This window comes from Desulfotomaculum defluvii (assembly GCF_054657375.1).
On record NZ_BAAHYV010000007.1, the window covers coordinates 1,266,197 to 1,290,534 of the forward strand.

Genomic DNA, 24,338 nt, shown 5'->3' on the forward strand with positions numbered 1-24,338 from the left:
ATTTCATGTCTATTCCGCATCAATGTCATGCTGAGAAACAATCTTGCCTACCCGACTGATGGGTCGTGGCATAACATTGCAAGCTGTCATCTCACCTATGGCTGCTGCAGCTGCTGCCCCGGCTTCTACAGCTGACCTCACAGCTGCTACATCGCCTTTGACCATCACCACCACAAGCCCAGAACCCATATTTTCGTACGAAACAAGGACAACATCAGCAGTTTTAAGCATGACATCCGCCGCTTGGATCGCCGGAACCATTCCTCTTGTTTCAATTAGACCCAATGCTTCCTCGCCAGAGTATTTCATCGAAACAACTCCTTTTTTTACATTACTTCTCTATTTAAACCACCAAGGCATATGCATTCTCAGGAAAATAAGTTCACATTTTATTAACTTCAGGCAGGAACCGGTCGCAAATGCCGTCCCTGCCTGAAAAAAGAACTATGGCTAATCGGGGATGTATTTGTTTATCGTTGCCGCTCCTTCTTCGTGTGCGCGGTAATATACTCTCAGTTCTCCCTTTTCATCAAGATCATATCTCGTTTCTTCCAGGAGTCCATTGGCCTCACCTGTCATGATGGCTTCAATGACAGCTGGTTTTTTTAAAGCTTTGAAATGGCCGTATTTCTTCTTTAACGCTTCGATCACGTCGTCGGCACAAGCTTCCTTCACCTTTGTAAAATGCTTTAAAATAGCGTAGTTCAGTGGTTTCATTGGCTTAGGCCTCCTTCCTTCTGAATAAGTCTAACGGATTCATCGCAATGATCCAAATTCCGAGCGCCATCACGATGGCGGCCATCCAGGCGATAGGCGGTATAGCCCAGCCTTCCTGACCGGCAAATACGCCGAGCACCATCCAGCAGAAAAACGGTCCCCAGAAGGAATATGCCCCGTTACAGGCCATACCGAGCGCCGCACCGCACATGCTGTTGCCCTTATACCATAGACTGTATGCGAATACCGCAAAGAAACCACTGACCACAAACCAAATGATCGCAGGTCCGCTTGTAACGGCTTGGACTATAAGCGAAGGAGCTAGACTGATATTTCCTGCTAACATCGCCATAATCGGAACTAGGATAATCAGATTAGAAAGACCGGAGGTACTCTGACGGATGGTGATCCCAATCTCGTAGTCAATCATGGAAGTTCCGTAACCTGCGACACAGCCTTCCAGCCCCCATCCGAAGGCACAGATGAAAGCGATACAGATTCCAAGAAGCAGACCTTCCGGTGCATCAGCGCTCATACTTGTGCTGCCGATCATAAGAGTAGCGATGAAACAGATTGCAATACCAAGCATCATACGAGGAGTTAGCTTTTGCTTGAATAAGATTCTTGCCATGATTGCTCCGATGGCAGGACAAAGAGCAGTGATTGGAATTATGATAGAACCAGCCATTTGAAGGGCGACAACATATGCGGTGCTTGCAATCGGTCCCCCCAGCAGGGCGGCAAAGATCATCATTCTGCCCGGCTTTGTTTTCAGTGTCCTGAAGAAGTCGCCCAGCTTTCCTTTGAAAGCGGCAATCCCGATACACCAGAGGGCACTTATGGTGTCGTTCAGCGCGCTCCCCAACGCCCCAAGCATGTACGTAATCACAAACCCTGACAGAGCGGCAGTATTTACGCCATACCAGTCCGCCCAGACTCCGTTCGCCATACCCAAGGTCATAAATGCGGAATAAAGTCCGTAGGACATACCGGAAAGAATTCCTACGATAACTCCCTTTTTGAAAAAACTAGATGATAGCTTTTTTTTCGCAGCAACCGCAGTTGCATTCGCAGAAGATAAAGTGTCGTTCATAGAAAAAATTCCTTTCTTTTGTTTTTGATTAAGCCGAGTCTACTCGCCATAATACCGGAAACCGTTCTTTAATTAACTGATAATTTGTTATCTTTATAATATCGCATGCAGAAATTATTTTTTTGAATAATCAAGATCTATAATTAGCACTTTAATGTCTAGTATAATTTTGTCATTGTATTAAAGTGACTTTATTGAATAATTGAGACAAAAGAGCTAATTTGACAAAGTCAGATCATTAAATTTTTCCGCCCGATATGAGCCATGCAAATTCATTGCTAGACCAATATGCCGGTCCAATTGCATTGATTTTGTTAGTTTTTTTTGCTAAAGTAAGTTTACAATAATCCTAAAATCCAAGTTCAAAGTACTTGGTGGAGTTATATATGAGAATGGAAGAATTAGTCCAAGAAAAGCTGCGTCATGCTTTTCGCGATGAAAGCATTATATTTGATAAATCCCGCTTTGCCGGTGGACTAACCAATTACAACTACATAATGAACATCAAAGGTATTGAATATGTTATCAGGCAACCAGGTGGAATGACGGAACAGATAATTGATCGGAAAATAGAACAGGTTAATAATAATATCGCCTCAGAATTTGGCGTTAACTCTGATTGCGTTTACTTTGATGAACACAGCGGAATAAAAATAAGCATTTATATACAAGACAGTCAAAATATGGCCCAAGCGGATCCTTGCTCTCCCAAAAACCTGGAATCTGTTGCTAATTTGATGAAGAAAATTCACTCTTTCCCAAAGCCTTTTTTAAACATTTTTGATTGGAAAGCAGAACTTTCAAAATATGAACGGATTATCCAACAACAACGAGGCCAATTTTTCTTTGATTACACAACCTTAAAAGATAAGTTAGTCGATTTTGTCCAAGAAAATATTAAAAGTACAAGTTTAGTGCCCTGTCATAATGACACAGTGCCTGAAAACTTTATCCTTGATGCTAAAGGCAGAACATATCTCATTGACTGGGAGTATTCTGGCATGAACGATCCCTGTTGGGATGTAGCAGCCTACATTCTTGAATCCAAACTCTCTGCAGAGGCTATCAATTATCTAAGTCACAGCTACTTCGGCCATCCTCTGACCCCTATGGAAGAATTAAAGATAAAAAGCTTTATGATGGCTCAAGATTTACTCTGGACTGCCTGGGCTTTAATCAGACATTACAATGGTGACGATTTTCTTGAATACTGCACTATCAGATATGAACGCTTACGAAAAAACATCAAAATATTAACCAAATCTCCCAATTGCTCCATTGCCAGCATGGTTACGATATAAAAGAAAGGCCTCAACCCTGTTTTTTTGAGGGTTGAGGTCTTTTAAACTCTTCAGTATTGTTTATTTATTTGTTTGAAACGAACCACTTCTTTTATCGTTAACTGGTTGCTCTGATTTTCCTGACTCGCTATGTCCCGGTCCATAGAGATTTAATACAATAACACCGATGATAATTAAGGTAATCCCAGAAATACTGGCTAAATTCACTTGTTCCTTCCAAATTACAATAGATATAATCACAGTTGCTATTGTACCTAAGCCCGACCAGATGGCATAAGCTAGATTTAGTGGTATGGTCTTAAGTGATAAAGATAAAAAGAAGAAAGCTAAGGAAAAACTGACGAGCAATCCGATAGTAGGATATAGCTTTGAAAAACCATCAGAGGCCTTAAGTAGAGATGTTCCAATAAGTTCACTGACAATTGCCAGCATCAAGTATAAAAAAGCCATATTTGATCATCCTCTCGTACTAACACAAGTGATTTTTTAATGCTTTTTGATTTTATCATTAAACATATAACGCGTCATATTCCCCGTCATCGGTTCTACCGTGATTGTCCCAAGGGATAACCCAAAGGGCAATTACTTTGATAAATAAAAAATATGACCAACCGGAAATTATTCCATTGGTCATATGATACAAGGCCTACCCCCTACACTAGAGAATTTGAGCTTTTATTGTTTCTTTATCTGAAGTGCACTCTAAACGCTTGATTTCTTTGCCGTGGTCTAATACCACAACTGCAGGTGCCACTTTAACATCATATTTTATTGCTAGATTTTTCTTAGTAGCCAAATCCACTTTAACTATTTTGTACTTATCCCCAATTTCACTGTTTAATTCTTCTAATAACGTACTAAACTCTAAACTTTCATTAACTAGTGCATTAAAGAATAGCAGTAAAACCTTTTTGTCACTTTGCAGAACATCAGCGTTAAAACTATTAACTTCTTCAATATACCGCTCGGCCGCTACAGCTGCTGTGGCACCATCACCTGCAGAGGAGACAACTTGTCTTAGATATTTGACACGGTTGTCACCTACGGCATATACTCCTTCCAGATTGGTTTCCATCAAGTCATTAACAGGGATATATCCTCTTTTATCCATCTCTATACCACTATCTTTAAGATAGCCAGTGGCTGGAACCATACCTACGAAGAAAAATACGCCCTGACAGGTAAGCTCTGAAGAAACACCAGTTTTTAAATTCTTTATTTTTACTCCTTCTACATTATCTTCCCCGAGAACTTCTTCTACTGTAGAGTTCCAAACAAACTCAATTTTTTCATTTTTGAAGGCTCTTTCAGCACTTACCTTATTACAATCAAGAGTTCCTTCATCGTGTAGAACGATCACGGTCACTTTGCGAGCAAACTTGGTAATGAACATGCCTTCTTCAATGGCCTGATCGCCACTGCCAACTACCACAACATCTTCACCTTCAAAAAACTCGGCATCACAAGTGGCACAATAGGCCACACCACTACCCCGCAGTCTTTTTTCACCAGGAATGTTCAGCAATCGAGGTTGACTGCCGCAGGCAATTATGACGGCTTTAGCAGAGTATTCCTGTCCTTTTTTAGTCTTAACAACTTTCTCTTCTTGAGAAAAATCAACACTTACTACTTCGCCTTTGAGAAATTCAACACCAAAACTCAGGGCATGATTGTGGAAATCTTTCATTAATTCCGGCCCGCTGGTATTTATATATCCCGGGTAATTAACGATCTCACGAGTAGTATCTACTAAACCGCCGATGGTCCCTTTATTGATAACTAAGGTCTTAAGTTTGGCCCGACCACCATAGATAGCGGCAGTAAGACCTGCGGGGCCACCGCCAATAATAATCAAATCGTAAGCATTAGCCATGTATGTCACTTCCCTTATTATTAGACTTATTCGCCAAGCACTTCTGAGATCTTCTCTTCTACTTGTTCTTCCTCGACATTACCTGCCATTTTTCCTTGAAGTTCGCCCTCATTGAAAAAAATGATCGAAGGAACACCCTTTAGGGAAAACCTTTGAGATAGATTCTTATCTTCTTCCACATCAACCCGATAGAAACCAAACTTGCCTTCGTATTTAGGCTGCAGCTCTTCCAACATGGGAACAACTTCTTTACAAACGTGGCAATTTTTCCTTGAAAATACTACCAAACAAGGTTCAGCATTGTCATAGATGATTTCTTCGAAGCTTTCTGATTTTAGTTGTTGCAAAGACATACTACCCTCTCCTTAGAAATAAAATTTAATGTTTTATTTATATAAATTGATTATAAATTAGCACTAGGTGTTTGGAGTTGGTTTGGCTGGTTTTAATAGCAGGGTAATAAGCATTCCAGCTATTATCATTATGCTACCTGACAGTTCTTTTAAACCCAAATGATCATGTAATAATAAATAGCCAAAAATACCTGCACATGCTGGTTCAACAATTAAAATTAGGGATGCTGTGGTGGCGCTTATTTCGTTAACTCCTCGATTTAAAAACCAGCTATCAGAATTTACTTTCTGATAGCTGGTGCAATTCTATTCCTTAAATATCTTCTGAGAAAATCTGATAAATTGGAGCCCCTTCACATTGCGCAGGATAACGCAAACCGAGCAATACTGAGACTGAAGGTGCAACATCAACTTGTCTAATAATACGATCTGTGGTAAAGCCAGCCTTGATACCAGGTCCCGCTGCTACAAAGATTGGTGATACTGATGTTTCAAAATACCCTTCTGAAGTTGAGATACTATCGCCATGCAATCTGTTGTACCCTTCTTCAACCGAGAAGAAAATATCACCACACTCTGGTCCATGAGTGCCTAGTAACACAGCATCTTTGTTTCTGAGACAAATTCCAATAACACGTTTACCTGTACGCCCATCTCTATAATTGTACAAATCATTGATGATTTGTTCCTCTAGTTCGTATTTATCTTTGGGGTCCACAATACCGGTTTTGTCACGACCTTTAAGGTTGATATAAATATAGTTACTGCGAATTTGAACGGCCCTTGTCTTTTCCCAATCCACTTCTCTTATGGAATTACCGTTTTCATCTTTTTTCATTACTGTATAGCCCAGCTCTTCCATAACTTTTGTATTGAGGCCGCCATATTCACCAATAATAGGTGGTACGTTTTCCCCAACTATCAGACCATGGTCACTTACAAGTAACAGAGTCCAACCTTCATCTAACAGATGCATAAATTCGCCGATATATTCATCTGTTTGTACATAAAAGCTTTCAATAAACCCTTGATAGGTTTTTTCATCTGTATGCTCCCACTCGGGCAGTGTCTTACCAAGATGCCATAACTGGTGTCCTGCACAGTCAATATTGTGTAGATGGGAGAATACTACTTGATAGCCCTTTTCTTTGATGGCATAATTCATGCAATCAGCTTGCCACTTGTTGTAAAGTCTCCAAGATGGTTCGAAGATTTCGCGTACTAATTCATCATCTTCCCCACCGATTAAGCTAACAGGTGGAACCACGCCAACATTTTCAACAACTTCTTTAAATAGATCCTTGGGGTGCCACAACATATCATTGGCAATATCAAGGGCATTACTAATCCAAAGTCTGACCTTGTTGCCTGCTGGGTCAAGTTCTAAAATCTTATAAGAACGACATGCTGGCTTAGTCTCTTCTTTTTTGGTAACATCATCGATGATTCCGGAAACCATCTTACCTTTTTCTAAGGTAACAATGGGTTCTGCCGCTTTCTTATTCTTATAAATAGCTACACGGTCATACTCGCCAGCTTCATTTTTAAGAATTAAAGCAGGGCGTCTCATTACACCACCGGAAGTTAGGATTGTGAATTCCTTCGCCCCTTCTGGAGCATTGGCCCAACCTTTAGCATCTTTTAGCGGAGAGTTAATGATGTCATAAGCTACCTTACTTCCAATAACTACTTCAGTATCTTCATCATCCATAACATAGGTACGAATTTCGTCGCCTTCGCGAGCTTTATCGCCCCACCAAAGTTCCATCATTTCGTCGTCAACATCACCGTCTAAAGTGTCTTCCAAATCGGTTATAATGCAGCCAACACCAGCTGGTTTGTCAACCCTGGGTGCAAAACGAACTTCATTAATGTCAGGGGAAGCAACAATAACTTTTTCCCAGTCTAGCTGAGCAACACCCATATTAACAGAACCTGGTTGTGTACCATCCACAACACTCAGGTTCTCACTTTGGGAGGTTGGGGGCCAAGAACTGCCCGGCCAGTGCCATACCAGAGTCTTCATGCCAGCTTCAGAGGTAATGTTCCAGATTTGTTCTGCAGTGCAATTGCGTGAATCCATATTATAAACAACTGCATCCAGACTTTCCGGAGATTGTCTCCAATAGCAAGTGATGCCGTGGGTTCCGGGATAAGCGCCTGTAGCAAGTGTAGTCCAACAAGGAGGTGTGATTGTAGGAATTGCCCCAAGTAGTTTTAAATCTTCTCTGGCAGCACCGCGGTCAATTAGTTTTTGTAAATTAGGCATTTTCCCTTCCGCTAAGAATTTACGACTAATTCTTGGGTCCATGCCGTCAACACCTAATACCAATAGCTTATTGGTAAGTGCTTCTCTTTTCATGAAATCTAGCTCCTTTCTGATTCTTCAACTAATATCTGTATTAATTATTTCACTCAACAATTATGTGAGCACCATCACAATTGACTATGTGATTAATTTAGCATTTTTATTTTTCTTTGGGAATCAGCAAAAATAGATAGGGGATATCAGATAAATTAAAGTTTTGAATACTTGAATTGACCTCTTAAAAAGGCTAAATTAAAGAACGAAAACTCCTTTTATTGGTATAAACAAAATCTTATAAATTCTATAAAATTATACCGAAATAAGTTATAATATGGATTGGCGTTATTCATGAAGGGAGGGGCTATCTATGAAGCTAAATCAACTGCAGTATCTTGTTGAAGCAGCCAAGTATAATTCTATTTCTATAGCTGCAGAAAAAAATTATATTTCACAATCAGCATTAAGCTCTTCCATTACAAATTTAGAGAAAGAGCTCAACATTATTTTGCTTGATCGAAATTGTAAAGGTGTACAACCAACACATACCGGTCAACAAGTAATTGAAAAAGCTGCTGAAATTTTTTCACTAATTAATGAAATACGTGCTCTCTCTCCAGACTATCAATCAGAAATGATTAACATTTCAGCAATTCCGTGTATCTGCGATTTTCTTATTCCCAAATGCATTCTGAGCCTGACCGAGAATAAACAACTTCTAAAACTATCCGTGCAAACTGCTGAAAGCACAGAAATTATCCGCAATGTAGCCTCTGGTCTTTCAAGTTTAGGACTAATACTTAATGACCTAACATTGAATTTAAATTCTCTTGAATATCACGGGCTATTTGATGATCGTTATGTGTTGTATGTAGGGCAACATTCTCCGTTATACAATAAAAAAAGCACCACATTGCAAGAAGTGCTTTCACAACCATATATTGCTTACCGGCAGGAGTTTCAAACATATAATACAGGCTTAAGCTCTCTTTTTAATAATATACCAAAGCCTAATATTGCTTTTAGGACAGATGAAATTAGCACCATTCGTAAAATGGTCGAATACTCGGATTATGTTTGTTTCTTTCCAGAAAAAATGTCACAAAAAGATATCTATTTGCAAGATGACCTAATCCGTGCCATACCAGTTACTGACTTTGATACTAGCATTTCTGTTGGCTACGTGATAAACCCAAAATATAAAATGCCTAAAATTATTAATGATTTCTTAGACTCAATACGCGAAAACATTGTTAACTTATAAAATGTGCAAAAAAGATCGCAAATAGGCTAGTTGGCCAGTTTTTGCGATCTTTTTATTATTCATTAATTACATGAAATATTTCTAAAGCACTTTCACTACTTAACGACTAACACTATGATTTAAGGTAAGCGGTTGTTTCAAATCGTCTAATTTTAGCAACATTGCTCCTAATATGATTAAAAAACCACCAGCTAACTGGATGATTGTTAGTTTTTCTCCTAGAATTACTCCTGCCAGCACGATAGCAATAACAGGTTCTATATTACTTAAAATAGAAGCTTTGCTGGCCCCTAACAATGCTATACCTTTGGCATAACAGAAAAGTGGTATAACCGTACATAGTATTGCTGTTCCAAGACCAACCATCAAGATAGCGGAATATGAATGCTCTGCAAAGCCGTTAATTGGAGGATAAATAGCTAAAGTTACCAATAAACAAACTACTGAAGTATATGTCGAAACAGTTAAAGGCTCTATATGTTTAGATAGGTACTGCCCGTTAATATTATATATTGCATAAAAAACGGCGGATCCAATGCCATATAAAACACCTAACATATTCATTTTTAACGCAGACATAGATATTACATCTATAACCAGTAGACAACCAAAAAAAGTAGTAAATAAAGTTATCCCCTTAATTAGAGAGAACTTTTCTTTAAAAATTAGAGTTGACATTAGTACAACCATTAAAGGATAGGTATAAAGCAATATATTCGTAATTGTGGCAGACATATATTTAATTGAGAGAGTGTAACAATATGCGCTCCCAAAAAACACCAAACCTTGTATAACTAACTGGGGTAAATAAGCTTTATATGTAGTAAAACTTTTTCTTCTGCTGACTAATAATATAAACATCAACGAGATACTAGCTATAAAAAACCTTATAAATAACATTATATCTATAGTTAAGCCTAGGTTATACCCTTGCTTTATAAATATGGGCAAAGCAGCATATCCTATTGCAGTTATAATAATTAGTAAATACCCATTTAGCATAATGTTACTTCATCCCCTCACACGCTTTATGCTAATAACTGACTAACTTTAAAGCCTCCTGTTTTACAGGAGGCTTTAAAATTCTTTTTTAAAATTTCTAGTTATAAAATAACTATTTGCTAGAACTAGATGTTGTAGCTGGTTCAGTTACATCTGGTTCTCCATATTTTGAATCATCTAAAGTCAAGAGTGCCGGTTTAGCTTTATCTCCAAAATCTTCATTAAGCCATTTTACTAGAGAGAGAGCTAATATTACCGTAAGAATGGCAACAGGGAAAGCGGTCAAAATAGATGCAAGTTGAACTACTTTCACACCACCAACCAAGAATAATGCCGCTGTACAGAAAAACAACATGAAGGACCAGAATATTCTTGACCATTTTGGTGGTTCTTGAGTATCCCTTATTTCAGAACAACACATAGCCGCAATTGTATAAGAAACAGAGTCAACCGCTGTAACCTGGGATACAAGCATTACTATCAGGAACATAGGTATTACAATAGAAGCCATGGGTAGAGTGTTAAGCACGTAAGTTATTACTGCTGGACCACCCTGTTCTTGTAATATAGTAATTAAGTCTTTGCCCTGATTTAAAATTAAATCAACAGTGTAAGATCCAAAAGTCAGATAGAAAAGTGCACACCCTGCAGTTGCTGTGAAGAGCATATTTAAAACAAGTTCCTTAATAGTGCGGCCTTTAGAAATCCTTGTAGCAAATAGGCCCATATAAGTTGCCCATGCAAACCACCAAGCCCAATAGAAAACGGTCCAATCTTGTGGGAAACCTGATTTAGTTATAGGGTCAGTATATAAGCTCATCCGTAAGAAGTTAGTTAATAGCACTCCAATATTATCAAAGAATAAAGATAGCATAAAAGCTGTTGGACCTGCAAATAACACGAATAATAATAGAATTAAAATTAACCACATATTGTAATCTGAAATTTTAGCAATACCAGAATATAACCCTCTATAGCAGCTATAACCATAAAGGCAAGTAAACAATGCTGCTACTACCAATCTTACAGTTAATGTATCTTCCAATCCAAAATAAGTTGCACCAATATTAGATATCATTGGTAAAATTAGACCTAAAGCTGTGGCTACGCCACCTACCATACCAACAACCATTATTAGGTCAATGGCTCTACCTAACCAACCATCAACTCTATTGCCTAAAATGCCGCGACAGGCATAACTTGGATAAAGGAATGGTTTTTTTCTAACATAAAACATATACGCGAATCCGACAGCAGGGATTACAAATGTAGCCCAAGCACTAACACCCCAATGAAAAATACCATAGGAAAGTGCCCATTGAGCAGCCTGAGCTGAATTTGCCTCAGCCCAAAAAGGTGGCCATTTCAAGTAATAGATTGGTTCAAGAATACCCCAATAAATAAGTCCCGCACCTGAACCACCACAAAACATCATAGCAAACCAAGTAAATGTAGAGAATTCTGGCTTTTCGTCTGGTCCACCAAGCTTTACTCTGCCGTAGGGACCAAATGCTAACCACAATGAAAAAAGCACAGCACCAAAAACAACAATTTCCCACATCCAGTCAGTACCATGAGTAACTGCATGCATCACTTTAGCTACTAAGTCTTGTGCAGATCCTTGTAAAAAAATCATAGGACCAAAAAATAATAAACAAATGATTACACTACCCCAAAATACCGATTTATTTATCTTTGCGTATTTAATCTCCATCTTTCCACTCCTCTTGGGCATAGTTCATATTTTCCATGTTCGTAACTTTGCCATTTATTTTCTGCATATACATAAATTACATACTTTAAGCTGCTATACTTATAATGTCTATATCTCCTCCTCTTTACAACGAATATTGGTATCAGTTACAAAAGTGTGTAGTGATTGTTCGTACCTTCACTTGCCTTTGTAAGGTTATTATAAAAATATTGTCGAATAATGTACATTACACAATATCTATACCCGGTATAAGTAAAAAAAAAGCTAAATTGTCGATGCTCCCTGACTTCTGTAAATTAAAAGTTTGAAACTATTATTGGGCACAAAAAGAGTCAGAGAACTATTCCCTGACTCTCAATAATAAACCTTGACTCATTTCCTTTACATGACGATAGTATTTCGACTTCAGAAGGCTATCATGATTCATCTGTTTCACCAATTTTTGTAGCGGCAGGTCCTGGTATTAAGCCTGGATTTACAACAAATCGTATTATCAGACAAGTTGATGTTGCACCTTATGTTTGGTTTGCGCTACCCTGCGCAATGTAAAGGAGTTCCAATTTATCAGATTTTCTCAGAAGAGGTTTAATCTATTAATTGCGCAGCTATCAGAAAAGTAGCACTCTGATAGCTACTGCTTTTAACAACTGGTATTTCTATCCATACATTGTTAACTTTTTAGAAAACAAGTTTTTATTTAGAAACCAAAATGCTTTTGATCACGTTTACTGGAAATAAATAAATAAGGCAAAGCGATGCCAAATAAAATTAGCATAACTCCAAGCAACTGTAAAAATGATGACTTTTCTCCCAAAATGAAGGCCGAAGCTAACAACGCCACTGGAAGTTCAGAGGAACAAAGGATAGTAGACATACCTGCCCCCACTCGCGGAACTCCCTTGGCTAGAAGAATTGTAGGAATAACTCCTCCTAATAACCCTATACCAAGGCCAAACCCAATTAAACTTTCAGTTATCTGTCCCTGAAGTATAAACTTAGGTGGATATACAAAGGCACTAAATATAACTGCTCCAGTTATCATCCACAAGCTCCTATTAATTGGTGGCTCATCTGTAACTACACGACCACTAAACAAGATGTAAAAGGAATATGCAACTGCTGAGAGAGTTGCCAACAGGACTCCGATTATATTCAGCTTAACTTCACTTTCCAAGACTCCACCAGCTATAATGATACCTAATACTAATACAAGCACAGACCATAACTTTTCTCTACCAGGCCATTGTCTATCTATAATTGCTTCAATTAACACACCCATCCAGGTAAACTGAAACATAATCACTATAGCAATAGAAGCAGGTAAGGTTTGCAAAGATAAGAAGAAAAATAACCCCGCAGCACCATTAGTCGCTCCAGCCATTGCAAGCTTAGAGACCTTTTTAATATCAATTTTTTTACGGGAAGTTATTAGCATAACGGCAGTTAGAATCAACCATGCTATAAAAAATTGAGTAAAAACCACCTGACCTGGTTGTAGTCCATTTTTGTAAGCTAATTTAACCACAGGGGACAATAGACCAAAGCTACACCCAGCTAAAAGAATCAGCAACATATGCAACATTTGTTTTTACCTCTCAAACACTTAAGTAAAGGGACATTACTCCCCCTTTTTTTACTTAGACAAATTTACCCATCGGCTTTAAAAATATAGACTAGCCGTGGATACTTAACCCATGTACGTTCTCCGCCGCTTCCATGATTGCCTCAGCCAAGGTAGGATGGGCATGAATGGTAGTTACCAATTCTTTGGCTGTAAGTCCCTTTTTTACCGCTAATGTTGCTTCGGCAATCAAATCTGAAGCATGGGGTCCAATAATATGAACACCTAAAATTACATCGGTTTCCTGATGGGTAACTACCTTTACAAACCCTTCACTTTCCCCCATACATAGGGCCTTACCGTTTGCCATGAAATTAAATTTACCTGTCTTTACCGGTATGCCCATTTGTTTAACTTGCTGCTCTGTTAAACCAACTGTGGCCACTTCAGGGTTTGTAAAAATACAACTGGGAACCGCACTGTAATCCATTTTACTTTCCTGACCCATGATGTTCTCTGCAGCTACAATCCCTTGGATAGACGCCACGTGGGCCAGTTGATATTTACTTACCACATCTCCGACGGCATAAATGCCCTTAATGTTGGTTTCCATATAATCATTGACTAAGATCTGCCCTTTATTACCCAGTTCCACTCCATTCTCTTCAAGGCCTAGGTTTTGTGTATTAAGCCGACGCCCAATTGAAATAAGTGCTTTCTCAGTACTGATCATTTCGCCGCTCTCTAATTCTGCAACAATTCCCTCTTTAGTTGAATTTATCTTTTTAATAGATGCATTGGTTTTTATAATGATTTTCTTTTTTTTGAAAATGGTCTGCATCCGCCGGGAAATATCCTTATCCTGTAGGGCTAGGATACTTGATGCTGCTTCGACCATCGTAATTTCTGTTCCCAAGCTACCATAAATGTGGGCAAATTCACAGCCTATCACACCCGCGCCAATGATCAATAAACTTTTTGGTACCTCTGTAAGGTTCAATACTTCTTCACTGGTAATAATGGTGGAACCATTATAGCCTAAAGATTGGATTAAGGCCGGGCTTGAACCAGTGGCAATGATGATATTCTTGCACTTTATTTCTTGTACTTCAGCTCCGACCTTAACTTCTATTAGATTGGCCGTTTTAATTTTTGCGTTACCATTAAAATGGTTTATTTTATTCTTATTAAATAAATACTTAATACCCCCAACCAGTTTCTCTACTATCTCTGCTTTTCTTCCTTGAACCTTAGAAAAGTCAATTACTGGCTTGGAAACATTAATCCCAAATTCAGTAGCTTCTGATATGATTCCAAGTTTATCTACTGCAGCAATCAGTGATTTAGTTGGTATACAGCCCCTATTTAGACAGGTGCCTCCTAATTGATCCTTTTCTACTACAGCCACTTTACCACCCAACTGAGCAATACGGATGGCCGCTACATATCCCCCCGGTCCCCCTCCAATAACTACAGCATCATATATCATTTTTTACCTCCTTGCTACTCTTTGATAGCAATTGAAATAATTTAGGCAATATAATTGGGGGCTACGGCAGCCCCCGACTCTTAATTTATGACTCTTTATGGTTATGCCTTTTCAATTTCTGCAAATACTTGATGGGCTCGGACCAGATTCCGGTAGGAGAGCAATTCAGTTGGAGCCATCGGATCTATTGTTTTTAACCTTTTATCACTGGTCTCTTTAGGATTCCATATTTTAATTAAGTAGGGATTTTTTATACTACTAGTTATCTCTTTAATGAACTTGGCTGTTTCAGCAATCTCTTTAGTGGTCAAGTAACTAATTTTCGGCGGGTTAAGCTCCTGGCGAATAACAGGGACTACTGTAGTCTGGAATCTATATTCCGGGAAGCGAATAACCATAGCTAAAGTCTTTTCAACGTCAGCAATGTCAACATCAAATCCTAAAATTCGACTATAAAGTTCCCTCGGACCTAATACATTCATTATCATTACATCGGCCAATCCTGCTTCTAATACCTGTTGTAAAATTTGGCTATTCAACCCATTGGTTTCAATTTGCAGTTTCATATTGTTACCTTTGAGATAGTGCAAGACTTCTAGAAACTCTGCTGCGTATTCTGAATTGCCTGTTGATACTTGGATACCATCCACCCAATCCTTGTGTAAGGCTCCAACACTAAAAAAGCCGTCTAAATTTTTTCCTGAATGAAGAAAAGCTATGGATGCACCTATGCCCTGGCGAATAGATGAGCCATCAGTAAGGATAGGAAACTCTACCCCATCCTGTCCACGAAAAATAGCCTTACGGTTGGCGGTATAAAATTTTTGAAAGGCTTCCTTGCCTTCTGCCTTCATATCATGCTCCACATAATCAAGGCTATTTTCTTTCATAAACTGTTTAACTATTTTACAACGAGTACAACCCGTTGCAGTGTAGATTGTATAGCTCATAGTTCTCCTTCCCCTATCTGAAAACACTTAGATTATTACTTAATTAAATGAATATATTCGTCCTTTGATAATAAACTACCAACATCAGCTAAGTTGCTAGGTTTAACTTTAATCATCCAACCTTCTTCATAAGGACTCTCATTTACAGTTTGAGGTCCTTCTTCTAAAATGGTATTTACTGCAACTATTACTCCACTAATGGGCATATATAGTGCAGAAACTGTCTTGGCTGATTCTGCCTGCCCAAATTCATCACCTTTACTATAAATCTCTCCTGCGTTAGGCAGCTCGATAAAAATAATGTTGCCTAAATTATCCTGAGCAAAGTCACTTATTCCTATCTTCACTAGATCATTTTCTATTCTGACCCAGGTATGCTCTTCAAAATAATGAATATCATTAGGGAAAGTCAACTCATCTAATGGTTTGGTCATTCTAAGACATTCCTCTCTAGTTTAACTAAATTTAGTTGCTGTCTTTAACCTACATAATTCCAATAAGATACCAGTAACCGGAGAATACAACAGCCACAACTGCAAAGGAAAGCACCGTGCGTACCACAAATACTTTTATGGCCTCTTGCAAACTCATATACCCTAATCCGAAGAAATATAATACAGGTGCTACCTCATAGGGGAAGACATAGATATCTAAGCCCAATGAATAAGCCATAGTCAAAGGAAGGGGATGCATGCCTGCTTGTACTGCTAAATCGGCAATTACTGTAATAAATGCTGCTAAAGCTCCCAGTGGTGTCATAACAAAATTCATTATTACACCAAAGGTAAATGCCATAAAAGTTGCACCAAAGGGACCAAAATCTTTGATAAATGGCAACACTATGTCAGCAACCTGTTTTGAAACGCCCACAGCACCAGCCACCATGCCCACTGACATCGCCCCTGTTACAAAAAAGAGAATCCACAAGTTAATACTTTGTAACTTTTCACGTTTCATAAGGTTTACACCAGGAACAAAGAACAAGGATACCAAAGCAACCATAACAAATGCCGCATTCAAGCCATGCTTAGTTTCAAATACAAAGTTTAGCAAGATCAACACCACGATTAGTAATGCTTTAATCTCATTACCGCTTAAGGTACCCATTTCCTTGTATTGAGCTTCCAGTACCGCTTTGACATTTCCCTTTTTGTCAAAGGCTTTTTTAACTAGTAAATAATAAGCCGTTAAAATCGAGAAGATAGCCCAGAAAAAACCCGGTAAGAACATATATTTAAGCCAGACCAACCAGGATACAGTAATCTGCCCCTTGGTCGCTTCCGAAATAATCTGACTAACCCAAACCATTGTTTCATCACCTGTTTGGAAGGCAAATCCCGAAGATAATGCTACGAAACAAGCCATTAACATAATACCTGTAGCCTCTTTGCTCAGGGGCTTAAAATCTAAGGCTTTACAGATAGCTATCCCGATGGGCGCCATAATAAACATCTTTGCCCAAACAGATGATGGTACCAACAATGGAAGTACAAAGGCTGTTAAAATGAAGCCTAGTAAAATACCTTTTCCTGAGCCACCGGTTATAAGGAGTGATTTATATGCTAGGCGTTTAGCCAGTCCAGTGTCCAACATAACTTCACTCAAAAGCATACCAGCAACAACAAGCCAAGGAAGGATTTGCGCCCAGGGTTTAAAGGCTACCTCGGGTTCGGCTACACCGAATAATACAAAGGAAATGGGTATCAGTAGACCCGTAATATTCTCAGGTATTAAGGCAAATATCCATAGGGTAACTGCCGTAGCTGTGATTGCTAAAAAGGCTCTACCTGCATAGTCTAAGGGGACAAATAGATAGATAATAAGTGGTACTAATATGGTTATGGCCCACTGAAAAATAGCCATATTTTTATTCTTGCAGTTCATTGCATTACTCATGGAATGGCCCCTTTCTTTTACCTATTACATGATTTACCTAGAGAGTGATCCATTGAACTGACCACGTTTCAACATTTAACCCTAGTGGATTACTCCTGTTTCTTTTCCTGGAACTCTTCACCAGCCGCTACACAAAGTGTATTGTCTGCCTGATAGGGCAGTACACCTTCCACTTCCGTTACATCGGAACAACCAATTGGTGCTGCTCCAGGAACTCGGAAGGTGGTTACATCAAGGCGCTTAATTGGTATTTCTTGTGGAGTTTCCAGTTGTGGTACCCAATCATAGGGTACACGATAAGCCCTGTAAATCATGTTCATTGGAAAGGATTTACCCCAATAAGGACAGATATATTCCCAGACTATTTCGTGCTGAGGTGTCACCTCTAAAAGTCTGCCGCCGGATCCCTCTGTAATTAAAGTGTTACCATTTGGTAACCTTTGGGCACCGCTGATAAAGGGGCTGTAGAAACGGTTAGAATCTACAGGATGCAGATAACCAGCCTCGCTCGGGGTATATTGCCATATAATTTCCAATGTCGTGGGGTCAAATTCCAACACCCTGGAGTAGTCTCGCAGAGCATTCTTGGTTCCTGTTGGTGAACTTGGGTTTGGTGCACCGTACCCAGCCCAACCACCATTATCAAAGACTAGTATATTTCCTTCACCGGGTAGTCCCCGTGGAATCATATGGGCATGGTGCTGGCCTATAATCCAGCCCAGTTTTTTTAGCTCCTCGCTGGTATCATAATAGGGCCCAACTTTCCAAACTACCTTACCGGTCTCTTTACTAATAATGGCAATAATATTTGCTTCCCGGGCATCCCAAATAATATTTTCAGGGTGGAATCGTTCATCACCGGCATCATACCACTTATTGGGACCTAGAACAGACATAGAGTTAATATGCATCCAGTCACCCATACCAGGTCCAGCTGCACGCAAATTTGGGTCTCGGGCTAAAATATTTTTAGCTTCCTCTCTAAAACCATACTCATCGAAATGATCACTGCAAACCCATTCCCAGATAATATTGCCTTCCCAATCAACCTCAATGATTGTGTCATCCGCAAGCAGTTTATCGGATATTTTAGGATTCACTAAATTTTTGTGACACAAAATTAATGTGTTTCCCCTATCTACCTGGGGTTCCATTCCGGGTACAAAATAACCTACAGGATTACCTGTTCTCTGATAGTCATGGTGTTGTCTTGCCATCCACTGGGGTTTTTCACCGGGATCTTCGATAAATTCATATTGATTAAATTTCCATACAATATTGCCGTCCCAATCAACTTGAATCAAATCAATACCATCTTGCACACCAAAGGCAATATTTCTTTCCCCAGTGTGACCAAAAACTTGTCCACCTGGCAGCAGCTTATTTGGAAAGCCATGAAGATTCCTCCACAATTTAACTTCCCCGCCGTTCATATTAATTAATAGTGCTCCAAGTTCTTCAACCTGAAATAATGTATAACCATTCCAACATTTTTCAGGACTGTATATTGTAACTCCCGTTGGATAAACACTTGGATAAGTCATAATTTCCCCTCCTATTTTGCAAATAGCTAACTAAACAACTTTTTTAACTGTTGTCACGAGTATGGTATAGGACTAAACACAACCGCAATTGTGATTACCCTTTTTTTCACTTTTAATCTAAAAAAACTATATTTAATTATCTAAGCTAAGAACATAGGTTTTCATATGTTCAGAAAAGCCATTTTCAAAAAGATATTACTTCTCCTTTCCAATTTTGTCTTCCGGAAGACCTTTATTACATTATATTTTGTGACTAAAAGCACGTAAAATATCGCCTAACTATGCGAGGCATAGTCAAAAACTATGCCCCTTATATGATATAATTTAATATAAAGATATTTTGAGGGGTGATGAATTGCGCCTAGAACAATTTCAGTACATCATTGAAGTAAACAAGAATAGGTCTATAACGAAAGCTGCTAAACACTTATACATTGCGCAACCATCACTTAGTGCTGCCATCAGTAATCTAGAACAAGAACTTAATACTAAGATTTTTAACCGAACTCCTGAAGGCGTTGAGGCAACTGAAATGGGCCGTTATATAATAGAAAAAGCCTCCCGAATACTTCAGGAGGTTGAAGAAATAAATAATGCTTGTTTAAATTCTTCCCCAATTTTAAAGGGCACTGTAACAATATCTACTCTGCCGGCCATAAGTAACTATATTTTACTTGAGGCTTTTTCTGTTTTTAAAGAAAATTACCCTCAAGTTAACATAATAATTAAAGAAGATGATAGTCTTGGTGTTATACGTGAAATGAAATATGGTGGCATAGACCTTGGAATCATTGCTCTGTTTGGTTATGAAAAGATTTCCTATACTACTAAAGCCAGGGATTTCAATATTTGGTATGAAGAACTCTTTACAGATGAATTATGTCTTTTTGTTTCCACCGATCATGTGCTTGCAAATAAACAACAAATACAAACGAGAGATTTTCAGGACTTTCCATTAGTTATTTTTAAGAATAATTTTTCAGATTATGAAATTGAAAATGCCATAAATTATAAACACCCCAACATCATACGCTTTACTGACCGGGAAAGTATTAAAAAAATAATTGCTCGGGGAACTGCTGTAGGGTTTTTACCTAGAGTTACTTCCTTTAATGACATCTATGTAGCATCAGGCAAGATCGTACCTTTAAGTATTACAGACATGGAAACTACCCTTCATATCGGGATTCTATACAGAAAAGATTACTTGCTAACCGCTCAGAAAAAATTTATTTCAACACTAAAAAGTGTTATTAATGTGTCCCATAGCCGGTGCTGTAATTGCTGAAATATCCTAATTTACCATAGCAGTTTATACAAAAGGCTAGTGCAATCCTTTCGGATGAGCACTAGCCTTATATTAGGAACTAAGTCAATCCTATAACTAACTAGTCTAGTTTATGGCAGGAAGATCCCTTCTTTATCAATTACCTTATACAGCAGTTCAAGTTCATGATAGGTAGGTGGTTTGGTTTCTCCACTACATCTGGAAATGTTTAGTTCAAAACCACAGTTATCCTTAATATCTTGTGCAGTAAAACCAGGGTGATAAGTATCTAGATACATTTCACCGGTTTCCTCATCAAAACGGAAGACAGCCATATTGGTTATAACAGAACATGGTCCTCCTCTAAAGAACTTACCATAGACCTCTTGCTTGGGAACAAATTGACGACCTGGGAATTTAGGTATCCTCCAGCCTGGGGAGGTAACATAACTGACATTTTCTACAAAACGACGCTTTTCTTGAACCATCATGAATACGGTTCGCTTAGCTAACGCGTTAATGTCAGCATTACCACCACTACCAGTAAGTCTAGCAGAAGGCTTCAAATAATCTCCCATTGCAGTGGTATTAACATTACCATATTTATCAATTTCTGCCCCACCCAGGAAAGCAAGATCTACGCCACCTTTATGCAACTGATTAAATACATCAAATAAACCAGAGGCAATAGCTCCACCATAAGCGCAACGGGCGTCACCAACTGAAGCAGGCAAGTCAATGGGTCTACCATCTACTGATCCAGCTTCATAAATACAATAGGCACCCGGAGAGGTTGTTTTTTGGGCAAGCATGATAGCAAGCATTGGTAAACCTGTACCGGCAAATACGACTTCGCCATCATTTACTTCTCTAGCTGCTGCAACAGCCAGTAGATCGTTAATTTTGTATTCACCTGGTTTGGCAAACTCATGGCTACTCATTATCTCGCCCCCCTCTTAACTTTATTTGAATAATTTAAGGCAGAATTTGCTTTAAGGGATTCTAATCTTTTAACACCCAGTTTTTCTAAGTATTCATAATGGTCTTTAACACCAAAGATCCACTCTTGGGCCCAAGCATCAAAACCTTCTTGTGTTTTGGTTTTATTGTAGAAGTTTCTCATAAAGTCACCATCAACTTCATACTTGCCATAACAGCCAGTTGGGTGACCTGCCAGGGGAAGCTCTACAATGGCATCAACTAGATAGGGAGGTAAAAGGTTGCGATCTGGTTCGCGACGGATATATTCCTCGGGTACAACTTCTTCAGCAATGACAATTACTTTGTCAGCTGATTTAGCTGCCTCTTCATCGGTGTACTTCTGGCCTTGTACTCGAACAGTACCCTCTTCACCAACCTGCTGTACTAGCATAATACAAACATCTGGTTTTGCCGCAGGAATGTGAATGAGTTCTCCCATATCATAAAAATTGTCCTTAACAACTTCATACTTGGCTGCAGGAATTTTTGGGTTTTCTCCATTCCGCAGGCCATGGACTGCCAGGGTATCATAGTCCGGATTAAGAATATCTGTGCCCATTGCCGATGCTGTTGGTAAATAAGGAACTCCCATGGCGCCGGCCATCAAGCGCAGAACCATGTGAACATGGCTATAGTCATTTACGATTAGTTCGCCATTTTTAGCTTTTCGAGCTAAGTTAGCACCTAATTTACCAAATAACTCATGTCCGATCCAGCAAGATTCCCATACTTTTACACATCCTGCACCGATCAAAACATCACTGTGTGTCCCGCCGTTTACTTCTACTAAGTGAAGGTTTTTCTTTCCTTGTCTGATGATTTCATAAATTGCGGCCATTGGACGCCGCCAAATCGTGAACCCACTGAAAGTAAGCATGTCGCCATCTTTGATCATACTGATGGCTTCTGTTAGAGACATCCTCTTATTAGACTTTGTCACTAACTAATACCCCCTTTTTTTTATTTGGGTTTATAAGTACTAAGAACTTATTTAAGAAGGTTCTTAGCAATAACGATTCTTTGAACTTGGTTAGCACCTTCATAAATTTGAGTAATTTTGGCATCTCTCATGTACCGTTCAATTTGATACTCTTTGCAATAACCGTAACCACCAAATAATTGTACACAGTCTGTGGTAACTCTCATTGCAGTATCAGTGGCAAACTTTTTGGCCATGGAAGCTTCCATTGCGTGTTCTAAACCGTTGCTCTTTAACCAGGCAGCACGGTAAACCAGCAGACGGGCTGCATCAATTTCTGTTTGCATATCGGCCAGCATAAATTGAATACCCTGTTGAGCAGACAGAGGTTTGCCAAACTGTTCACGGGTCTTAACGTAGGGAATTGTTATATCCATCGCACCTTGAGCAATGCCTAAGCCCTGTGCACCAATGGTAATCCGGCCACCGTTTAAGAGACCCATGGCTACGTTAAAGCCTTTGCCTTCTTCCAGTAGGCGGTTTTCTACCGGTACTTCGGCATCTTCGAAGGTCAAGGTTACAGTTGCGGAGCCGTTCAAGCCCATTTTTTCTTCTGGTTTGCCAATGATTAAGCCTGGTGTGTCCTTATCAACGATCAAGCAGGTAACTCCATTGTAGTTTTTAGTAGTTGGATCGGTCCGTACAAAGGTTACATACATATCGGCATAGCCACCGTTGGTAATAAAGATCTTACTACCGTTGACAATATATTTGTCGCCTTTACGAACGGCTGTACACTTTAATGCAGCAGCATCCGAACCAGCCTGAGGTTCAGTAAGGGCAAAGGCTCCCAGCATTTTACCTTCGCATAGGGGTTTCAAATATTTCTCTTTCTGTGCTTCGTTACCAAACATATAGGTAGACATACATCCCAACCCGGTATGAACAGAAAGAATAACCGCAGTTGAAGCACAAACCTTGGCAATTTCCTCTACTAGAATGGCGAATGTTACATAATCAGAGCCTGCACCACCGTATTCTTCAGGGATGGGAAGACCCATAAGGCCCATATCAGATAACTTTTTCAATGTTTCCAACGGAAATTGGTGAGTATGATCAGTTTGGGCTGCAATGGGAGCAATTTCTTTCTGAGCAAACTTACGAATGGTATCCCTAAACATTTCTTGTTCTTCATTAAGTCTAAAATCCATACAATAGCACATCCTCTCAAGAATTTAATATTGGTGGGGGTGAAATTCACCGTTAATTTAAACGATGAATTTCAATTTTTTCCTTAAGGGCTACTTGCCGGTAAAACTTGGCTTTCTCTTTTCAACGAATGCAGTCATACCTTCTTTTTGGTCAGCAGTGGCAAAGCACAGACCAAAAATTTCAGCTTCATAAGCCATGCCTTTATCAACATCCATTTCAAGACCTTGATTAACGGCAGCTTTGGAAAGACGTACAGCTACTTGGCCCTTGGAAGCAATCCGATTGGCCATTGCTTTACAGAAGTCTAACAGTTGATCTTCTGGAACCACATGGTTTACTAAGCCTATCCGATGGGCATCTGCAGCACCAATGATGTCTGCAGTATATAAAAGTTCTTTTGCCCAACCTTTTCCTACTAAACGGGGGAGTCTTTGGGTTCCTGCAAAACCAGGGGTTACGCCAAGACCCACTTCGGGTTGACCAAACTTACTTTTTTCTGATGCTACTCTAATATCACAGGCCATAGCTATTTCACAGCCGCCGCCCAAAGCAAAGCCATTGATAGCTGCGATAACTGGTTTCTCCATATATTCCAGCTTTTTAAATACTTCCTGTCCCAGATAACCAAAGGCCCGTGCTTCTAGTGCGCTCATATTTTGCATAGCAGTAATATCAGCACCAGCCACGAAGGCTTTTTCTCCAGCACCTTTAAGGATGACAACGAAAATTTCGTCGTCAGCGCTAATAACATCTACAGCCTGACCAAGTTCCTTAAGAACTTCTGGATTTAAAGCGTTGAGTGCCTTTGGACGATTGATGGTCAACAAAGCAATATTTCCTTCTTTTTCAAGGAGAAGAGTATTAAATTCCATAGTCTTGGCCTCCCAATTAATTTAT

Annotated in this window: 22 protein-coding genes and 3 pseudogenes; 4 read left to right on the plus strand and 21 right to left on the minus strand. The window is 39.2% G+C overall.

Annotated features, from left to right (window positions below; all coding sequences use genetic code 11):
* Positions 1 to 9: 9 nt before the first annotated feature.
* From ACYQ03_RS13350 to ACYQ03_RS13360, 3 genes are all read right to left on the minus strand, one after another.
* Positions 10 to 309, minus strand: coding sequence for a BMC domain-containing protein (locus ACYQ03_RS13350; RefSeq protein ID WP_459910413.1), 300 nt, complete (start codon positions 307 to 309; stop codon positions 10 to 12).
* Between the two features lie 141 nt (positions 310 to 450).
* The gene (locus ACYQ03_RS13355; protein ID WP_459910414.1) at positions 451 to 717 is read right to left on the minus strand and encodes a hypothetical protein; all 267 of its coding nucleotides are present in this window, start codon (positions 715 to 717) and stop codon (positions 451 to 453) included.
* A gap of 4 nt (positions 718 to 721) precedes the next feature.
* Positions 722 to 1,810, minus strand: coding sequence for a hypothetical protein (locus ACYQ03_RS13360; protein ID WP_459910415.1), 1,089 nt, complete (start codon positions 1,808 to 1,810; stop codon positions 722 to 724).
* A gap of 386 nt (positions 1,811 to 2,196) precedes the next feature.
* Here ACYQ03_RS13360 and ACYQ03_RS13365 point away from each other — a divergent pair, with 386 nt between their 5' ends.
* On the plus strand, positions 2,197 to 3,111 hold the full coding sequence (locus ACYQ03_RS13365; protein ID WP_459910416.1) for a phosphotransferase: 915 nt from the start codon (positions 2,197 to 2,199) through the stop codon (positions 3,109 to 3,111).
* Between the two features lie 129 nt (positions 3,112 to 3,240).
* On the opposite strand, the pseudogene ACYQ03_RS13370 reads toward ACYQ03_RS13365, so the two are convergent.
* The 6 genes and pseudogenes from ACYQ03_RS13370 to ACYQ03_RS13395 form a co-directional block, all read right to left on the minus strand.
* A pseudogene (locus ACYQ03_RS13370) lies at positions 3,241 to 3,561 on the minus strand (DMT family transporter); the annotation flags it as partial.
* Positions 3,562 to 3,619: 58 nt separating this feature from the next.
* Positions 3,620 to 3,754 carry a hypothetical protein gene (locus ACYQ03_RS13375; RefSeq protein ID WP_459910417.1) on the minus strand — a complete coding sequence of 45 codons (135 nt, stop codon included), beginning with the start codon at positions 3,752 to 3,754 and terminating at the stop codon, positions 3,620 to 3,622.
* A gap of 15 nt (positions 3,755 to 3,769) precedes the next feature.
* On the minus strand, positions 3,770 to 4,984 hold the full coding sequence (trxB, locus tag ACYQ03_RS13380) for a thioredoxin-disulfide reductase (protein ID WP_459910418.1): 1,215 nt from the start codon (positions 4,982 to 4,984) through the stop codon (positions 3,770 to 3,772).
* Positions 4,985 to 5,010: 26 nt separating this feature from the next.
* Positions 5,011 to 5,337, minus strand: a complete 327-nt coding sequence (locus tag ACYQ03_RS13385) for a thioredoxin family protein (RefSeq protein WP_459910419.1) — start codon at positions 5,335 to 5,337, stop codon at positions 5,011 to 5,013.
* Between the two features lie 63 nt (positions 5,338 to 5,400).
* Positions 5,401 to 5,595, minus strand: a pseudogene (locus ACYQ03_RS13390) (EamA family transporter); the annotation flags it as partial.
* A 55-nt stretch (positions 5,596 to 5,650) separates the two neighbouring features.
* A complete protein-coding gene (locus ACYQ03_RS13395; protein ID WP_459910420.1) occupies positions 5,651 to 7,699 on the minus strand; it encodes an alkaline phosphatase family protein in 2,049 nt (682 codons plus the stop codon).
* Positions 7,700 to 8,012: 313 nt separating this feature from the next.
* On the opposite strand from ACYQ03_RS13395, the gene ACYQ03_RS13400 reads away from it, so the two are divergent.
* Positions 8,013 to 8,906: a LysR family transcriptional regulator gene (locus ACYQ03_RS13400; RefSeq protein WP_459910421.1), complete on the plus strand. Its 894-nt coding sequence runs from the start codon at positions 8,013 to 8,015 to the stop codon at positions 8,904 to 8,906.
* A gap of 99 nt (positions 8,907 to 9,005) precedes the next feature.
* Here the strand turns inward: ACYQ03_RS13400 and ACYQ03_RS13405 are convergent, their stop codons facing one another.
* A complete protein-coding gene (locus ACYQ03_RS13405) occupies positions 9,006 to 9,908 on the minus strand; it encodes a DMT family transporter (RefSeq protein ID WP_459910422.1) in 903 nt (300 codons plus the stop codon).
* 112 nt (positions 9,909 to 10,020) lie between these two features.
* The gene (locus ACYQ03_RS13410; protein ID WP_459910423.1) at positions 10,021 to 11,622 is read right to left on the minus strand and encodes a BCCT family transporter; all 1,602 of its coding nucleotides are present in this window, start codon (positions 11,620 to 11,622) and stop codon (positions 10,021 to 10,023) included.
* A gap of 381 nt (positions 11,623 to 12,003) precedes the next feature.
* Between ACYQ03_RS13410 and ACYQ03_RS13415 the strand changes: the two are divergent.
* A pseudogene (locus ACYQ03_RS13415) lies at positions 12,004 to 12,211 on the plus strand (alkaline phosphatase family protein); the annotation flags it as partial.
* A gap of 108 nt (positions 12,212 to 12,319) precedes the next feature.
* On the opposite strand, the gene ACYQ03_RS13420 reads toward ACYQ03_RS13415, so the two are convergent.
* From ACYQ03_RS13420 to ACYQ03_RS13445, 6 genes are all read right to left on the minus strand, one after another.
* Positions 12,320 to 13,204 (minus strand): EamA family transporter, encoded by an 885-nt coding sequence (locus tag ACYQ03_RS13420; protein ID WP_459910424.1) that lies wholly within the window; start codon positions 13,202 to 13,204, stop codon positions 12,320 to 12,322.
* Positions 13,205 to 13,295: 91 nt separating this feature from the next.
* A complete protein-coding gene (gene lpdA, locus ACYQ03_RS13425; protein ID WP_459910425.1) occupies positions 13,296 to 14,672 on the minus strand; it encodes a dihydrolipoyl dehydrogenase in 1,377 nt (458 codons plus the stop codon).
* Positions 14,673 to 14,773: 101 nt separating this feature from the next.
* A complete protein-coding gene (locus ACYQ03_RS13430; RefSeq protein ID WP_459910426.1) occupies positions 14,774 to 15,622 on the minus strand; it encodes a hypothetical protein in 849 nt (282 codons plus the stop codon).
* A 35-nt stretch (positions 15,623 to 15,657) separates the two neighbouring features.
* Positions 15,658 to 16,056, minus strand: a complete 399-nt coding sequence (gcvH, locus tag ACYQ03_RS13435; RefSeq protein WP_459910427.1) for a glycine cleavage system protein GcvH — start codon at positions 16,054 to 16,056, stop codon at positions 15,658 to 15,660.
* Between the two features lie 49 nt (positions 16,057 to 16,105).
* Positions 16,106 to 17,518 (minus strand): SLC13 family permease, encoded by a 1,413-nt coding sequence (locus tag ACYQ03_RS13440; RefSeq protein ID WP_459910428.1) that lies wholly within the window; start codon positions 17,516 to 17,518, stop codon positions 16,106 to 16,108.
* An 89-nt stretch (positions 17,519 to 17,607) separates the two neighbouring features.
* A complete protein-coding gene (locus ACYQ03_RS13445) occupies positions 17,608 to 19,062 on the minus strand; it encodes an aryl-sulfate sulfotransferase (RefSeq protein WP_459910429.1) in 1,455 nt (484 codons plus the stop codon).
* Between the two features lie 355 nt (positions 19,063 to 19,417).
* Here ACYQ03_RS13445 and ACYQ03_RS13450 point away from each other — a divergent pair, with 355 nt between their 5' ends.
* Complete coding sequence (locus tag ACYQ03_RS13450; protein ID WP_459910430.1) at positions 19,418 to 20,350, plus strand: LysR family transcriptional regulator; 933 nt, start codon at positions 19,418 to 19,420, stop codon at positions 20,348 to 20,350.
* A gap of 110 nt (positions 20,351 to 20,460) precedes the next feature.
* Here ACYQ03_RS13450 and ACYQ03_RS13455 read toward each other — a convergent pair whose 3' ends face one another.
* From ACYQ03_RS13455 to ACYQ03_RS13470, 4 genes are all read right to left on the minus strand, one after another.
* On the minus strand, positions 20,461 to 21,270 hold the full coding sequence (locus tag ACYQ03_RS13455) for a CoA-transferase subunit beta (RefSeq protein WP_459910431.1): 810 nt from the start codon (positions 21,268 to 21,270) through the stop codon (positions 20,461 to 20,463).
* Positions 21,270 to 22,229: a CoA transferase subunit A gene (locus ACYQ03_RS13460; protein WP_459910817.1), complete on the minus strand. Its 960-nt coding sequence runs from the start codon at positions 22,227 to 22,229 to the stop codon at positions 21,270 to 21,272. The genes ACYQ03_RS13455 and ACYQ03_RS13460 overlap by 1 nt, the downstream gene beginning before the upstream one ends.
* A gap of 68 nt (positions 22,230 to 22,297) precedes the next feature.
* The gene (locus tag ACYQ03_RS13465; protein WP_459910432.1) at positions 22,298 to 23,440 is read right to left on the minus strand and encodes an acyl-CoA dehydrogenase; all 1,143 of its coding nucleotides are present in this window, start codon (positions 23,438 to 23,440) and stop codon (positions 22,298 to 22,300) included.
* A 90-nt stretch (positions 23,441 to 23,530) separates the two neighbouring features.
* On the minus strand, positions 23,531 to 24,313 hold the full coding sequence (locus tag ACYQ03_RS13470; RefSeq protein ID WP_459910433.1) for a short-chain-enoyl-CoA hydratase: 783 nt from the start codon (positions 24,311 to 24,313) through the stop codon (positions 23,531 to 23,533).
* Between the last annotated feature and the right edge of the window lie 25 nt (positions 24,314 to 24,338).